We start from the raw sequence: 12,848 nt of genomic DNA on the forward strand, positions 1-12,848 counted from the left end.
TCAATGCTACGTTAAGGTAGGCTCAAGCACCGGCGCTCGCGTCGGTGTTTTTGTTTCCAGGCACCGTGCTTCAAGGGAAGTAGGTCAGGAAAAGCACGTCTGGAAGTAGTACGTCTGGAAGTAGTACGTCTGGAAATTGTACGTTAGAAATAGTCCGTCAGGAGAAAGCACATGGACGAACGGCCCAAAGGCCCGACCCGGCGCATCCTGGGGATCGACCCGGGCTCGCGGATTACCGGGTACGGCGTGATCGAACTGGTCAACGCCAAGCCGCACTACGTGGCCAGCGGCTGTATCCGAACCGCTGACGGGGCACTCGAGCAGCGCCTGGCGCAAATCTACGCCGGGCTTGCCGAGGTAGTGGGTCTTCACCGGCCAACCGAGGTTTCGGTGGAGCGTGTCTTCATGGCGAAAAACCCGGATTCCGCCCTGAAACTTGGCCAGGCGCGCGGCGCGGCGTTAGTGTGCATGGCCAATCACGGGCTGGAAATCGCCGAGTACGCCGCCCGCCAAATCAAACAGGCGGTGACCGGCCAGGGCGGGGCGGATAAAGCCCAGGTCCAGCATATGGTCACCGCCATTTTGAATCTTTCGGCCACCCCCCAGGCCGACGCCGCGGATGCGCTGGCCATTGCGCTCAGCCACGCCTACGCAGGCCAGGGGCTAACGGCTTTGCCCGCCCGGGGGGCAAGCCGGCGCTCGAGCGGGCGTTGGCGACTTTAACGGCGCACAGCGCTTAAGGTCGTCGCGCCACCACTGGTCATCTGTACAGAGTCGTCATATAGTAACCCTGTGTAGAGTAACCGTCTGTTTAGTCACTCGCTTTTTTATGTAACCCAAGTTTGATCGGTAACGAGGTAGCCCATGATTGGTCGTTTAAACGGCGCACTGCTGGAAAAACATCCACCCTGGGTGGTCATCGACGTGCACGGCGTTGGCTACGAGTTGGAAGCCTCGATGACAACCCTTGTGGCGCTTCCCGCCCCGGGCGAGACCGTAACGCTCTATACCCACCTGACCATTCGCGACGACGCGCATCTTCTTTACGGCTTCGCCCGAGCGCAGGAGCGTGCGCTCTTTCGGGCGCTGATCAAGGTCAACGGCGTAGGCCCCAAGCTCGCCCTGGCGATTCTCTCGGGCATGGACGAAGACGCCTTCATGCGCTGCGTGCGCGACGACGACAGTAAAGCGCTCACCAAACTGCCCGGCGTGGGCAAGAAAACCGCCGAGCGGCTGATCATCGAAATGCGCGACCGCTTCCCGGAATGGGAGCAGGGCCAGCACGCACCGCTTGCCCTGGAAGGCGCCAACGGCGAGCCCGCACCGCGCAACAACCTGGCCGATGCCGAAGCGGCGCTTACAAGCCTTGGCTATAAGCTGACCGAAGCCGCTAAAATGCTGGCCGATATTGACCCCCATCAGCCCACGGAAGCGCTCATAAAAGCAGCCCTTACCCGGCGCATGGGAGGCTGAATGACAAATTATCGGGTTTTGAACGCAGGCGCTAACGAGTATTTATGCTAGAACACGACCGGCTCATTGCCGCCGCCCCCGAGCAGGGCGAAGTGCGCATCGACCACGCCATTCGCCCCAAAAAACTCCAGGACTATATTGGCCAGCCCCGGGTACGCGAACAGCTGGAGATTTTTATCGGCGCCGCGCGGCTTCGCGAGGAGAGCCTGGACCACACCCTGGTCTTTGGCCCGCCGGGCCTTGGTAAAACCACGCTGGCCAATATCATTGCCACCGAGATGGGCGTCGGGCTCAAGTCTACCTCGGGCCCGGTGCTCGAGCGCGCCGGCGACCTGGCCGCCATGCTCACCAATCTCGAGCCCGGTGATGTGCTGTTCATCGACGAAATCCACCGGCTTTCGCCGGTCGTCGAGGAAGTTCTTTATCCCGCCATGGAAGATTTCCAGCTCGATATCATGATTGGCGAAGGGCCGGCGGCGCGTTCGATCAAGCTGGATTTGCCGCGCTTTACGCTGGTCGGGGCGACCACGCGCGCCGGGCTTTTGACCTCGCCGCTGCGCGACCGCTTCGGTATCGTGCAGCGTTTGGAGTTTTATAACCTGGAAGAGCTGACCGAGATCGTGACCCGCTCGGCCAGGCTTTTGGACGTCGAAACCGACCACGAAGGCGCGATCGAGATCGCTCGGCGCTCCCGGGGCACGCCGCGTATCGCCAATCGACTTTTACGCCGCGTGCGCGACTACGCCGACATCAAGGGTAACGGGGTCGTTAACGCCGCGTTGGCCGACGCCGCGCTCAATATGCTAAACGTGGACCATCACGGCCTGGACCATATGGACCGTCGGCTATTGCTGGCGATGATCGACAAGTTCGACGGCGGCCCGGTCGGGGTGGATTCGCTTTCCGCGGCGATCGGCGAAGAGCGCGATACCATCGAGGACGTCATCGAGCCCTACCTGATTCAGCAGGGGCTCATGATGCGCACGCCGCGTGGGCGCGTGGTGACCCGCCAGGCCTGGCGACACTTCGACCGCGTACCCCACGAGCAGAGTATCGACGTGGAAGGGGAGCGCCGCCCATGAGCTCAACGTTTCGTATGCCGGTGCGTGTCTATATCGAAGACACCGACGCCGGCGGCATCGTCTACTACGTTAACTACTTGAAGTTCATGGAGCGCGCCCGCAGCGAATGGCTAAGAGAATTGGGGCTTGGCCAGCAAACGCTGCTGGACGAAGGCACGCAGCTAGTGGTATACCGCTTGGCTTGTCACTATAGCAAACCGGCCAGACTCGACGACGCGCTAAGCGTAGACGCAACCGTCGACAGTATGGGCCGCTGCCGGATGGTGTTCGAGCAACGCGTATGGCGAAACGAGGAACTCTTGTGCCGCGCCACAGTCGAGATAGCCTGCTTGAACGGCGAAACGCTACGGCCCAAAGCGTGGCCCAGCGAGCTTCGCGCCCAACTCGACGCGTAAGCGGGCCGGGCAGCACTACCTAACGGGTTTCTGGATCCATTCTACAGACCATAACGGCGCGTTTGCGCTAACAGACTGATGAGGGCGACTGTGAACGATAACACCATGTCCATACCCCACCTGATAATGAGTGCCAGCACCGTCGTGCAGCTGGTCATGCTGCTGCTTGTAGTGGGGTCGATCCTCTCATGGGTGGTGATTTTTCAGCGCAGTATCGCTATACGCCGAGCCAAACGGGAGTACAGCGAGTTCGAAGAGTCGTTTTGGTCCGGGGTCGATCTCAACGAACTCTATCGCGACATTCCCGCCGACGAGCCGGGGCATGGCGCCGAGCATATCTTTCATTCCGGCTTTCGCGAATTCAACCGTTTGCTTCCCAAGACCCGTAACGCCGATACCATTCTCGAAGGCGTACAGCGCAGCATGCGCGTTGCCTGGTCCCGGGAAGAAGACCGCCTGACCCAACATCTGACCTTTTTGGCCACCGTGGCCTCGGCAAGCCCCTATATCGGCCTGTTCGGTACGGTCTGGGGCATCATGGGCTCGTTTCAGTCGCTCTCCATGTCGCAGCAGGCAACGCTTGCCACCGTCGCGCCCTGGATCGCCGAAGCGCTGATCGCCACGGCCATGGGCCTGTTCGCTGCCATCCCCGCGGTTATTTTCTACAACCGTCTCTCCAATGACGTTAGCCGGCTACTAGGTAAGTACGAAGACTTTGCCGAAGAGTTCCACGCCATTTTGCATCGCAATCTGCAAGGTCGCGATAGCAGCAAGAGCGTCGGCTAAGGGAGTCCACAATGAACGGACCATTTCATCGCGGCGGTAATAAAAAACCGATGGGGGAGATCAACGTCGTCCCTTTCATCGACGTCATGCTCGTGCTGCTGGTGATCTTCATGATCACCGCTCCCATGCTGACTCAAGGAGTCGAGGTCGACCTGCCCCAGGTAAGCTCCGAACCGCTGGAGAACCAGGACGAGTCGGACCCCATCATTATCTCGGTCAATAGCGAAGGCAGCTATTTCATTACCCTGGGTGAGGACACCACGGCGGTGTCGCTTGATCAGATGTCCGAGCGCGTCGTCGCGATACTCCAGCGTGTACCCAATACGCCGGTCATGGTGCGGGGCGACCGTAACGTACAGTACGGCCAGATCGTGGTGCTGATGAGTACGCTTCAGCGCGCCGGCGTTGCCAACGTAGGGCTACTTTCCGAGCCGCCCCAGGAGGCGCAAGGGTAACGCTTATGGCCCATGACGCTTTTCGTGACCGACAGGACGTCGGCTATACCTTGCCCGCGATACTGGCGATTGCGGTTCACCTCGCGATCCTGGCGTTTAGCTTGATCAGCCTGCCGAGCAGCACCGAGGAGCCGGACACTACCTCGATCGTGCAGGCAACCTTCGTCAGCACCGAGACCTTTACCGACCAGGCGCAGCAGGCGATCGAACAGCAGGCGGCATTAGAGAGTGCCAGCGCCCCGGAGGCGACCGAACCACCGCCGGAACCCGAGCCCGAACCTGCACCGCAAGAGAGTAACGCCGAAGCCGAGGCGCAAGCGCAGGCCGCTGCCGAGGCTGAAGCCCAGGCGGCTGCAGACCGCGCTCGTGCGCTCGAAGAAGCCGAAGCCGAAGCGGCGCGCCGGGAACAGCAGGCCGAAGAACAGGCTCAGGCGCAGGCAGCTCAAGCCCAGGCACGCGAAGAAGAAGCCCAGCGCCTGGCCGAAGAGCGCGCCGCCGAGGAGCAAGCCCGAGAAGAAGCCGAAGCCGAGCAGCAACGCCTGCGCGAAGAGCAGGCTCGCCAGGAACGCGAGGCAGAAGCGGAAGCCGAACGCCAACGCGAAGAAACCGCACGTCGCGAGGCGGAGGCCGAAGCAGAGGCCGAAGCCCAAGCAGAGGCAGAGGCAGAGGCAGAGGCAGAGGCCGAACGCCGGCGTGAGGAAGAGGCGCGTCGCGAAGCCGAGGCCGAAGCACAAGCTGAGCGCGAAGCCCAGGCAGAACGTGAGCGCGAAGAAGCGGCGCAACGCGAACGCGAAGCCCAAGCCGAGCGTGAGGCGCAGGCCCAACGTGAACGGGAAGCAGAGGCCCAGCGTCAGCGCGAAGCCGAAGCTCAGGCAGAGGCCGAAGCCGCCATGCAGCGCCAGCTGGAAGGCGAAGCGGCGGCCGCGGCCAATGCGCAACAAGCCCAGCAGGCAGCCAATAACTTTAGCAACCTCGTGCAGCGTGCCGTCGAGCAGGCCTGGATCATTCCCGGCGGCGCCGGCGACAACCTGCGTGCCACCATAAGCGTGCGTTTGGGGCCGTCAGGGGAGGTGTTAATGGCTAACATAGTTACGTCGAGCGGCAACAGCGCTTTTGATCAGTCGGCCATTCAAGCGGTCGAGCAAGCAGCGCCGTTTCGCGAGCTGCTGCAACTAACCCCGGAACAGCAGCGCATGATTCGATCACAACCGATGAACTTTAACTTCACACCAGGAGGGGTACGTTGATGCAGACATTGAGCAAAGTGTGGCTATTTTGTGTTCTGCTGCTGATCAGCAGCGTCGCAAGTGCCAACCTTACCATCGAAATAACCCGGGGCAGCGACCAGGCCCTCCCCATCGGCGTAGTGCCTTTCGAGGGTGGCGAGGGGTTTCCTGAAGACGTTGCGCAAATCGTTCAGGATGACCTGGAGCGTAGCGGCATGTTCGCGCCGCTCGAGCGCAGCGCAATGTTCGAGAGACCAAGTCAGGCAAGCGATGTGCAGTTCGGCACCTGGCGCTCGCTGGATACCCGCTACCTGGTCGTCGGGCGCGCTCAGCAGTCCGGCAGCGGCTACCAGATCCAGTTCGAGCTGATGGACATTAGCGGCCAGTCGCGCATGATTGGCGAAACCGTCAACGTCGATAGCAACGACCTGCGCGGTGGCGCGCACTACATCAGCGACCAGATTTTTGAAGCGATCACCGATATTCGCGGCGCGTTTTCGACCAAAATTGCCTACGTCACCGCCCAGGGCTTGGGCGACAACATGCAATTCGGACTTTACGTGGCTGACTCTGACGGGCGCCGCAGCCAGCAGGTGCTGACCTCTGATCAGCCGATCATGTCACCGGCCTGGTCGCCGGATGGCACTAAACTGGCCTACGTTTCCTTTGAAACGGAACGCCCGGCGATTTATATTCAAAGTGTGTCCTCCGGGCAGCGGGTTCAGGCAACCTCGTTCGAAGGTATCAACGGTGCACCGGCCTGGTCGCCGGACGGCCGCCGTCTGGCGATGTCGCTTTCCAAGGATGGCCAGCCGGATATCTACGTGCTCGATATCGGCAGTCGTTCGCTCGACCGTGTGACCCAGAGCAATAGCATCGATACTGAACCGGCCTGGTCGCCGGATGGCCGTAACCTGATTTTCACTTCGGATCGCAGCGGCGGCCCGCAGATTTATCAGATGCCGGCCAGTGGCGGCAGCGCCGACCGCGTGACCTACACCGGCAACTACAACGCCCGCGCGCGCTACTCACCCGACGGTGACCAAATCTTTTTGATTCACCGCTCGGACCGTGGGTATCAGGTAGCGCGTCAGGAATTGGATGGTGGCCGTTTGGTCGTATTGAGCGAATCAACGCGGGATGAATCTCCTAGTGTTGCGCCGAACGGGACCATGGTAATCTTCGCTACCCAACAGGGTGGAAGTGGCTTTTTGAGTGCCGTTTCGGCGGATGGCCGCTCGTCATTCAGACTGCCGGCAGCACAGGGTGAAGTACGCGATCCCGCGTGGTCTCCCTTTTTAAATTAAAGTTGAACAACAGAAATAGTTGAACAACACAAAATTCTGTTTTCAGGCAAGGAGTCTGATTATGCAACTTAAGCCATTGGCTCGCTCTCTAGCAGTCGCTTTCTCCATTCTGGCGGTTGCTGGCTGTTCCAGCACCGGCGGCACCCAGGACGGTGACGCTTACGGAAGCCAAAGTGGCAGCACCACGGGTACGGGCACCGGTTCTGGCACGGGCACCAGCGGTACCGGTCAGTACGGTTCGACCAGCGGCTCGGGTACCGGCCAGCAGGCCGATTCACGTATCCCCGAAGTGCGCACCATCTACTTCGATTACGACCGCGATACGATCAAAAGCGAGTACGAATCCGTGGTAATGGGCCATGCGCGCTACCTGCAGTCCAACCCGAACGCGCGCGTCACGCTTCAGGGCCATACCGATGAGCGCGGCACGCGGGAATACAACATGGCACTGGGTGAGCGCCGTGCTCGCGCGGTACAGCGTTTTCTGAACATTCAGGGCGTTTCGCCGTCTCAGATGAGCGTTGTGAGCTACGGTGAAGAGCGTCCGGCGGCCAGCGGCCAGGGCGACAGCGCCTACTCACAAAACCGTCGCGTTGTATTTAGCTACTAGACGTACCGGCGCGCCACGGCGCGCCTGCGTTTTCGGAGTCAACATGAATCACAGTCTCAAACGCTTTTTTGAGAGGCTGTGCGGTGCGGGAGCCATTGCGCTCCCGCTGTCCGTATTGCCCCTTACGGCGCTTGCCCAACAGCCCCTGGTTCAGGATATTTCTTCGGGTTCCAACGGCTTCTATCAGCAAACCCAGCGCCAGGAAGCTTCCGGCGGTAACCTGGTGTTGTTCAACCAGGTCGAGGAGCACCAGCAGGAAATCCAGCAACTGCGCGGCCAGGTCGAAGAGCTTAGGCATCAGCTGGAGCAGCTGCGCCGGCAGTCGCAGCAGCAGTACATCGATATCGAAGACCGCTTGATGAACCTGCAAACGAGCGCACCGGCGCAGGCCTCCGCGCCAGCCTCGGCGCCCGCGGAGCAGGCCGCGCCGCAAGTAGAACCGGAGGCGGCGGAGGCGGTGGTCAACGCCCCCTCCAGCAACGTAAGCGAAGACGCCCAGGCCGACTATCAGGCGGCCTTCGCCCACGTTCAGGCGCGCCGCTTTAACGAAGCGATCGACGCGTTCAACACCTTCGTCGATGCCCATCCGGATACCAGCCTGACGGCCAACGGCTACTACTGGCTTGGCGAACTCTACGCCGCCGAAAACGAACTCGGCGCCTCGGATGAAGCCTTTAGCCGTGTTATCGAAGACTTCGACAACAGTAACAAAGTGCCGGACGCGCTTTATAAGCTGGGTCTGGTCAAGGCCCGCCAGGGCGAGCCCGAGCGCAGTCGCGAGCTACTAGAGCAGGTGCGCGACGACTTTCCGCAAAGCAGCGCCGCCGGGCTTGCCAACGACTTTCTCCGCCAGTCCGCCGGATAATACTCACCTCGAGGTTATGCATGACCTGCAAGATCGACTATCAGCCCCAGCCTGAACTATTGAAGGACCGGGTCATTTTGGTCACCGGTGCCGGCGATGGGATCGGCCGGGTCGCGGCGTTGAGCTACGCCCAGCACGGCGCCACCGTTATTCTGCTGGGCCGCACGCTCGAGAAGCTCGAACGCGTGTACGATGAAATCGAGGCGCAGGGCAGCCCCCAGCCGGCGATTTTTCCGCTCAATATCGAGGGCGCAACCCTCGAAGATTTCGACGATATGGCCAGGCGGTTGGATAAAGAGTTTGGTCGGCTGGACGGCGTTTTACACAACGCCGGGCTTCTGGGAACGATTACGCCTTTCGAAGAGTACGATCCCGAGCTTTGGGAACAGGTGATGCAGGTCAACATCAATGGCCCCATCTGGATGACCCAGGCACTCTTGCCGCTGCTGGATAGCGCCGAGGATGCCTCGCTGATTTTCACGTCCTCTAGCGTGGGCCGTAAAGGCCGGGCGCAGTGGGGCGCTTATAGCGTTTCCAAGTTTGCCACGGAAGGCTTCATGGAGCTTTTGGCCGACGAGTTCCAGGAGCGCGCGCACCTGCGCGTCAATACGCTAAACCCGGGCGCCACGCGCACCGCGATGCGTGAAGGCGCCTACCCCCAGGAAGACCCCACTACGCTGCGTACGCCGGAACAGATCATGCCCACCTACCTTTGGCTGATGGGCCCGGACAGCCGCGGTGTCACGGGGCAAAAAATCGACGCGCAGCCGCCCCGGGCTTAAACTCCGAAAGGGTTCGTTCTCTGCCTGCTAGAACGTGAGAAGGCGCTCGACCAGCGCCTCGCAGGTCTCGAACCAGACATCGGCGGGCCAGGTACGATAGTCGTCCTGCTCGCTGATATACCCATACCCCACCGCAATGGCCGTCATGCCTGCCGCTTTCGCCGCCTCGATATCGCGGCGATGATCGCCCACGTACCAGCACTCTCCTGGGGCGATATTCAGGCGCCGCGCGGCCTCCCAAAGCGGCTCGGGCTTGGGCTTTTTGACACTCAAGTCGTCGGCGCACAAAAGCGCACCCGGCTCCAGCGCCAGCGCCTCGAGTAGCGGCAGCGTGTAGCGGCGCGGCTTATTGGTCACGATCCCCCAGAGTCTTTCGTTGGCGTGCCAGTCGATCAGCCACCGATCCAGCGGGCTAAAGACCTGGCTATGCACCGCTACCGCCTGCTCGTAGGCATCCAGCAGGTACTGGCGGGCGCTGGCGTGGCCGTCGGCATTGGCTTCAAGACCAATGGCCAGCGTCACCAGGGCGCTGCCGCCGTTGGAGACTTCCCGGCGGATCTGATCGAAGGGCAGGGGCGCCAGGCCGTGGTGCTGCCTTAACGCGTTGGTCGCGTTCGCCAGATCCGGGGCGGTATCGACCAGCGTGCCGTCGAGATCAAACAGCACCGCCTTGGGCGCGGGAAGCTCACGCGTGGCGCTAGCGGCGGGCGCATCAAGGGTCGAATACGCCATTTATTGGCTCACTTTGCGGCAGTACATCATGTAGTTGACCGAGACGTCCTGGGCTACCAGCTTGTAGCGGCGGGTAAGCGGATTGTAGGTCAGTCCGGTTTGCTCACGCACCTCGAGTCCCGCCTCACGCGCCCAGCCGGCCATTTCAGAAGGGCGAATGAATTTAGCGTAGTCGTGGGTGCCCCGGGGCAAAAGATTCAGTACGTACTCCGCGCCCACAATCGCAAACGCGTAGGCTTTGGGCGTGCGGTTGATCGTCGAAAAGAAAACGTAACCGCCCGGGCGTACCAGCTTGCAGCATGCACGAATGACCGAGGCCGGGTCCGGGACGTGCTCGAGCATTTCCATGCAGGTGACCACATCGAAGGCGCCCGGCGACTCCTCGGCCAGGCTTTCAACGCTTATATTGCGATAGTCGAGCTCGACGTTATGGTGCTCGGCATGGACCCGGGCAACGCCCAGCGGCGCCTCGCCCAGGTCGATGCCGGTCACCTGAGCGCCGCGGCGCGCCATGGACTCGCTCAAGATGCCGCCGCCGCAGCCCACATCCAGCACTTTCTTCCCGGCAAGCCCGGCCCGGGCGTCGATGAAATCCAGGCGCAGCGGGTTGATCTCGTGCAGCGGCTTGAACTCGCCTTGGTCGTCCCACCACTGGCTGGCAAGTGCTTCAAATTTCGCCACTTCCGCTTGATCGACGTTACCTTTATAGCGATCAGCAGTGCTATCCTGAGAGGTCGCTTGCATGGGGTCACTTCCTTATCGTGTCAGCGCGAGATTTACCGGGCCGCCTAACGGCCAGATCGTTCCAGCGGGTTAGATTAGGCAACAAGGTGGCATCCACCCCCGGGTTTTGTATTATTACATTCTAACCACTCCAGGAGCGAAGCGCATGAAAAGGAACGCGTCATGACTCAAAAAGCCCTGTTTATCCGGCGATTGCGTTGGGAGCGTACCTAATGCGCGTATTACTCCACGGCAGTGAGCTCAGCGCTGCGACGGCGGCTGCGGCGCTGGCCTTCGTAGGCCACCGGGTCGATTGGCTGCTCCACGAAGACTCTCCCTGGGAGGCGGTTTCCGAGCGCGACTGGCTACGCCGCGAGCCCGAGCTCATGGCGCATATCAGCCAGGCGCTCGACCAGGGTACCTTGCGTATCATCGACCAGTTGGACGATGCCGACGCCACGGAGGTGATCTGGCTGGCTCTTTCGCCCAACCAGCGCCAGGCGGCGGACACCTTGATCGACGCGTTAACGTTTCAGGTGCCGCGGGTGGTGCTGGTGAATAACTCCACCTTTCCGGTGGGCGACACCGAGCGGCTGCACGCCTTGATGGGCGAGCAGCATTCGAGCGTGGCCCTCCCGGATACGCTGGAAGAAGGGCGCGCCTGGGAGTCCTTTACGCGCCCCACACGCTGGCTATTGGGCTGCGACGACGCCCAGGGCGAGCAGGTCATCCGCGAACTTCTGCGCGCGTTCAACCGCCGCCGCGACGTTTTCCAGCTCATGCCTCGGCGTGCCGCGGAGCTAACCAAGCTCGCCATTAACGGCATGCTGGCCACGCGCATCAGCTACATGAATGAAATCGCCGGGCTTGCCGATACGTTAGGAGTGGATGTCGAGCACGTGCGCCAGGGTATGGGCGCCGACACGCGCATCGGCTTTGAATACCTGTACCCGGGGTGCGGTTTTGGCGGCCCGAACTTTTCCCGGGACTTGATGCGCCTGGCCGATGTCCAGTCGCAAAGCGGGCGCTACTCGGCGCTTTTAGAGCAGGTCGTCGACATCAACGAGCAGAAAAAAGAGACGCTGTTCAGAAAGCTCTGGACGTTTTTCGAAGGCGAGCTGACCGGCAAAACTGTCGCGATCTGGGGCGCGGCGTTCAAGCCCGGCACCGCGCGCATCGATCACGCGCCGGTCCTTACACTGCTGGAAGCGCTGTTGGCCCAGGGGGTCAAGGTGAAACTCCACGACCCGGCAGCCACCCCGGCGCTTGCAACGCTTTTGGGCGAGCGCGAGGACCTGACGCTTTACACCGGCGACCCTTACCTGGCCTGCGAGGGCGCAGATGCGCTGATGCTGGTCACCGAGTGGAAAATCTATTGGAACCCGGACTGGCATCGCTTAGCCTCGTTGCTCAACGCTAAATTGGTATTGGATGGGCGCAACATTTTCGACCCTGCCTTCGTAGCCAGCTGTGGCCTACGCTATAGAGGGATTGGTCGTCGTGCCGACCCAACGACTCTTTGAGGATATTTCATGTCTGACGCCACCTCGTCCCAACGCATCGTGCCCGATGTGGACCAAAGCTTGAGCGCGCAGCACCTGCGCCACCGCCGCGGGCCAACCATCTGGCCTTTGTGGCTCATGCTGCTGCTAGTGATCGCGCTGCTGGGGGCGCTTGCAGCAGGGCTTTGGTTCGAGCGGGAGCGTCTATCGGGCGAGCTTAGCCGAGTAAGCGGGGAGGTTTCCAACCTGCACGCGCGGCTCGAGTCCGGCGATGTCGACGTCGTCGATACGGTCACCTACATGCAGGCGCAGATGACCACGCTGTTCCAGGAGCAGGAACAGCTTGCCCTGCGGCTGAGCAACACCCGGGAAGAGCTTTACGGTGTACTGACCGACGGCGAAGAGTTGGCCTCGGTCGAGTCGCTGGACGACCTACGCACAGACCTCGATCAGCTTCGCGAGGCCGCCGACCTTAACGACCGCCAGTTGGACGCCATTCGCACCTCGCTTGGCGCTCTGGAGCAGGCGGGAACCGCCGGCCGTCGAAATCTGGTTGAAGAGGTGGCTTACCTCGACCAGAGTACCGCCGAGCGCATCGCAGCACTTGAAGAGCAGCTCGCCCGGGAGCGCACCTCGATTGAGAACCAGTTCAGCCAGTGGCGTAGCGACTTCGACGAACAGGTGGCCGAACTATCACAAAGGCCTCAAAACAATGAAACGGGTATCGATCAACAAGCACTCGATAGCGCGACGGCAGAACTAAGCGAGCGCATTAGCGCATTGGAGAGCGATGTGCGTCAGGTGCGCCAGGCGCAGCTGGCGTTTAGTGCTCAAATGGAAATGCTGCGATAATTCGGCGCGCGACGTACTATATCTCTTACAAGTACTATATCGCTTACACGTACTCTAT

The 12,848-nt window shown here is 61.2% G+C and carries 15 protein-coding genes; 13 read left to right on the forward strand and 2 right to left on the reverse strand.

What is annotated here, in order from left to right:
• Nucleotides 1–171 precede the first annotated feature (171 nt).
• From ruvC to ACWHXT_RS09015, 11 genes are all read left to right on the forward strand, one after another.
• Nucleotides 172–723 (forward strand): crossover junction endodeoxyribonuclease RuvC, encoded by a 552-nt coding sequence (gene ruvC, locus ACWHXT_RS08965; protein WP_447957985.1) that lies wholly within the window; start codon nt 172–174, stop codon nt 721–723.
• Between the two features lie 141 nt (nt 724–864).
• Entirely contained in the window at nt 865–1,473 is a 609-nt protein-coding gene (ruvA, locus tag ACWHXT_RS08970; protein ID WP_447528845.1) for a Holliday junction branch migration protein RuvA, read from the forward strand.
• A gap of 44 nt (nt 1,474–1,517) precedes the next feature.
• Nucleotides 1,518–2,555, forward strand: a complete 1,038-nt coding sequence (ruvB, locus tag ACWHXT_RS08975; RefSeq protein ID WP_447926053.1) for a Holliday junction branch migration DNA helicase RuvB — start codon at nt 1,518–1,520, stop codon at nt 2,553–2,555.
• Complete coding sequence (gene ybgC, locus ACWHXT_RS08980) at nt 2,552–2,950, forward strand: tol-pal system-associated acyl-CoA thioesterase (protein WP_447957986.1); 399 nt, start codon at nt 2,552–2,554, stop codon at nt 2,948–2,950. Before ruvB ends, ybgC begins: the two co-directional genes overlap by 4 nt.
• 105 nt (nt 2,951–3,055) lie before the next feature.
• Nucleotides 3,056–3,736, forward strand: a complete 681-nt coding sequence (tolQ, locus tag ACWHXT_RS08985) for a protein TolQ (protein ID WP_447957987.1) — start codon at nt 3,056–3,058, stop codon at nt 3,734–3,736.
• Between the two features lie 11 nt (nt 3,737–3,747).
• The gene (tolR, locus tag ACWHXT_RS08990) at nt 3,748–4,191 is read left to right on the forward strand and encodes a protein TolR (protein WP_447926055.1); all 444 of its coding nucleotides are present in this window, start codon (nt 3,748–3,750) and stop codon (nt 4,189–4,191) included.
• 5 nt (nt 4,192–4,196) lie between these two features.
• Nucleotides 4,197–5,438: a cell envelope integrity protein TolA gene (tolA, locus tag ACWHXT_RS08995; RefSeq protein ID WP_447957988.1), complete on the forward strand. Its 1,242-nt coding sequence runs from the start codon at nt 4,197–4,199 to the stop codon at nt 5,436–5,438.
• Nucleotides 5,438–6,724: a Tol-Pal system beta propeller repeat protein TolB gene (gene tolB / locus ACWHXT_RS09000; protein ID WP_447926057.1), complete on the forward strand. Its 1,287-nt coding sequence runs from the start codon at nt 5,438–5,440 to the stop codon at nt 6,722–6,724. Before tolA ends, tolB begins: the two co-directional genes overlap by 1 nt.
• 61 nt (nt 6,725–6,785) lie before the next feature.
• Entirely contained in the window at nt 6,786–7,334 is a 549-nt protein-coding gene (pal, locus tag ACWHXT_RS09005) for a peptidoglycan-associated lipoprotein Pal (protein ID WP_447896128.1), read from the forward strand.
• Nucleotides 7,335–7,377: 43 nt separating this feature from the next.
• On the forward strand, nt 7,378–8,199 hold the full coding sequence (gene ybgF, locus ACWHXT_RS09010) for a tol-pal system protein YbgF (protein ID WP_447957989.1): 822 nt from the start codon (nt 7,378–7,380) through the stop codon (nt 8,197–8,199).
• Nucleotides 8,200–8,219: 20 nt separating this feature from the next.
• Nucleotides 8,220–8,981, forward strand: coding sequence for a YciK family oxidoreductase (locus ACWHXT_RS09015; protein ID WP_447926059.1), 762 nt, complete (start codon nt 8,220–8,222; stop codon nt 8,979–8,981).
• 27 nt (nt 8,982–9,008) lie between these two features.
• Here the strand turns inward: ACWHXT_RS09015 and ACWHXT_RS09020 are convergent, their stop codons facing one another.
• Together ACWHXT_RS09020 and ubiG are read right to left on the reverse strand one after the other, a co-directional pair.
• The gene (locus ACWHXT_RS09020) at nt 9,009–9,713 is read right to left on the reverse strand and encodes an HAD family hydrolase (RefSeq protein ID WP_447957990.1); all 705 of its coding nucleotides are present in this window, start codon (nt 9,711–9,713) and stop codon (nt 9,009–9,011) included.
• The gene (ubiG, locus tag ACWHXT_RS09025) at nt 9,714–10,457 is read right to left on the reverse strand and encodes a bifunctional 2-polyprenyl-6-hydroxyphenol methylase/3-demethylubiquinol 3-O-methyltransferase UbiG (RefSeq protein ID WP_447957991.1); all 744 of its coding nucleotides are present in this window, start codon (nt 10,455–10,457) and stop codon (nt 9,714–9,716) included.
• Nucleotides 10,458–10,669: 212 nt separating this feature from the next.
• On the opposite strand from ubiG, the gene ACWHXT_RS09030 reads away from it, so the two are divergent.
• Complete coding sequence (locus ACWHXT_RS09030; protein ID WP_447957992.1) at nt 10,670–11,959, forward strand: nucleotide sugar dehydrogenase; 1,290 nt, start codon at nt 10,670–10,672, stop codon at nt 11,957–11,959.
• A 9-nt stretch (nt 11,960–11,968) separates the two neighbouring features.
• Nucleotides 11,969–12,790 (forward strand): hypothetical protein, encoded by an 822-nt coding sequence (locus ACWHXT_RS09035; protein WP_447957993.1) that lies wholly within the window; start codon nt 11,969–11,971, stop codon nt 12,788–12,790.
• The last annotated feature ends 58 nt before the right edge of the window (nt 12,791–12,848 follow it).

The organism is Vreelandella halophytica (genome assembly GCF_968193635.1).